At 68.9% G+C, this 1,644-nt stretch carries 3 protein-coding genes; all 3 read left to right on the top strand.

The annotated features are described in order from the left end of the window. Positions 1-526 (top strand): vWA domain-containing protein (locus tag AOK24_RS14900; RefSeq protein WP_159051875.1); only part of this gene is annotated, 526 nt, incomplete at its 5' end. Beyond that, positions 526-1,125 (top strand): cob(I)yrinic acid a,c-diamide adenosyltransferase, encoded by a 600-nt coding sequence (gene cobO / locus AOK24_RS14895; protein WP_055720549.1) that lies wholly within the window; start codon positions 526-528, stop codon positions 1,123-1,125. The genes AOK24_RS14900 and cobO, both read left to right, overlap by 1 nt. After that, a partial coding sequence (locus AOK24_RS14890) for a nucleotide-binding protein (protein ID WP_159051874.1) occupies positions 1,119-1,644 on the top strand: 526 nt, incomplete at its 3' end. The genes cobO and AOK24_RS14890, both read left to right, overlap by 7 nt.

The raw sequence follows: 1,644 nt of genomic DNA, 5'->3' as shown, positions 1-1,644 counted from the left end.
CGGGTCGATGGCCGCTCGGCAGCGGATGAGTGCCGTGAAGGGTGCGGTGCTGTCGTTGCTGCTCGACGCGTATCAGCGGCGCGACAAGGTGGGGCTGGTGACGTTCCGGGGGACCTCCGGGGATGTCGCGCTGCCTCCCACCTCGTCCGTCGACGCGGCTGCCGCGCGGCTGGAGTCGTTGCCGACCGGGGGGCGTACGCCGCTTGCCGCCGGGCTGCTCAAAGCCCATGACGTGCTGCGAGTTGAGCGGTTGCGGGATCCGGCTCGGCGGGCGCTCGTCGTCGTCGTGACGGACGGCCGGGCCACCGGGGGGCCCGAGCCTGTCGCTCTTGCCGGGCGTGCTGCCCGGTTGTTCGCCGCCGACGGGGTCGCCTCCGTCGTCGTCGACTGTGAGTCGGGGCCTGTGCGGTTGGGGCTCGCGGGGCAGCTCGCGGGTGAGCTGGGGGGTACGGCCGTCACGCTCGACGAGCTGCGTGCCGACTCGATCGCCGGGCTGGTCAAGGACGTTCAGAGGAGGGCCGCGTAATGCCTCAGGGGCAGCCGAGTGTGGTGCCGGACGACGGTCTGACGACCCGTCAGCGTCGTAATCGGCCACTTGTCGTCGTCCACACGGGAGTTGGGAAGGGGAAGTCGACCGCCGCTTTCGGGCTCGCTCTGCGGGCCTGGAATCAGGGGTGGCCCATCGGGGTGTTCCAGTTCGTCAAGTCGGCGAAGTGGAAGGTCGGGGAGGAGAACGCGCTTCGGGTGCTCGGGGCTTCCGGGGAGGGCGGGTCCGTCGACTGGCACAAGATGGGTGAGGGGTGGTCCTGGGTCCAGCGGGACGACCAGATGGACAACGAGGAGAAGGCTCGGGAGGGTTGGGAGCAGGTCAAGCGGGATCTCGCCGCCGAGACGTACCGGCTGTACGTCCTCGACGAGTTCGCCTATCCGATGCACTGGGGGTGGGTCGACACCGATGAAGTCGTCGAGGTGCTGCGAAATCGGCCCGGCACTCAGCATGTTGTGATCACCGGGCGTAACGCCCCTTCGGCGCTGGTCGAGTTCGCCGATCTCGTCACCGACATGTCCAAGGTCAAGCATCCGATGGACGCCGGGCAGAAGGGGCAGAGGGGTATCGAGTGGTGAGGTCCGTTCCTCGGCTGGTCATCGCCGCGCCGTCCTCCGGGAGCGGGAAGACCACGGTTGCCACGGGGTTGATGGCCGCGTTCGCCGCGCGGGGGTTCGCCGTGTCTCCGCACAAGGTGGGGCCGGACTATATCGATCCCGGGTATCACTCGCTGGCCGCTGGGCGGGTGGGGCGGAATCTCGACGCGTACCTGTGTGGGCCGGAGTTGGTCGCTCCCCTGTTCCTTCACGGGGCTCAGGGGTGTGACCTCGCCATCGTCGAGGGTGTCATGGGGATGTACGACGGGGCCGCGGGGGAAGGGGAGTTGGCGTCCACGGCTCAGGTCGCGAAGTTGTTGCGGGCGCCGGTGGTGCTGGTCGTCGACGCGTCGTCGCAGTCCCGGTCCGTTGCCGCGCTGGTGCATGGGTTCGTTTCCTGGGATCCCGAGGTTCGGGTGGGGGGTGTGATCCTCAACAAGGTGGCGTCCGACCGGCATGAGGAGTTGTTGCGGGAGGCGTTGGAGGGGGTTGGGGTGGCGG

This window comes from Streptomyces niveiscabiei, from assembly GCF_001419795.1.
GTDB lineage: Bacteria > Actinomycetota > Actinomycetes > Streptomycetales > Streptomycetaceae > Streptomyces > Streptomyces niveiscabiei.
The sequence above is the reverse complement of the archived record's forward strand: the minus strand, read 5'-3'. Positions and strand labels throughout refer to the sequence as shown.